The following is a 348-nucleotide window of genomic DNA, read 5'->3' as shown; positions in this document are numbered from 1 at the left end:
TGGAGCTGGCGATGGAGGCCTGCGATGTATTCGTAGGTATGACGACGGCATCCGGAGCTGCTATCTACAATAACCGTTTAAAAGAGCTTATGAATGAGAAAAAGCTGCGCGAAGTATCCATCTGCTTAAGACACATCGACAACTTCACAAGAGGCGGAGCCTTAGCTGATTACGAGGCGGTTTATGCGGACGGCGTAAAACTGCAGGCAATCTGGAGAGGCAAAAAGAACGCCCATATCACAACTCCGGCCGGAACCGACCTGTATATGGAAATGAACGACATGGAACCAATCATCGAGTGCGGCATTGCGCGGAATCCTGGAGACGCAATGGCATGGTCGGACGGCG

The 348-nt window shown here is 51.7% G+C and carries 1 pseudogene; it reads left to right on the top strand.

Annotated features, from left to right (window positions below):
• Positions 1 to 348, top strand: a pseudogene (locus CLOSYM_RS23355) (aminopeptidase); the annotation flags it as partial.

It is taken from the genome of [Clostridium] symbiosum ATCC 14940, assembly GCF_000466485.1.
Lineage (GTDB): Bacteria > Bacillota > Clostridia > Lachnospirales > Lachnospiraceae > Otoolea > Otoolea symbiosa.
The sequence above is the reverse complement of the archived record's forward strand: the minus strand, read 5'-3'. Positions and strand labels throughout refer to the sequence as shown.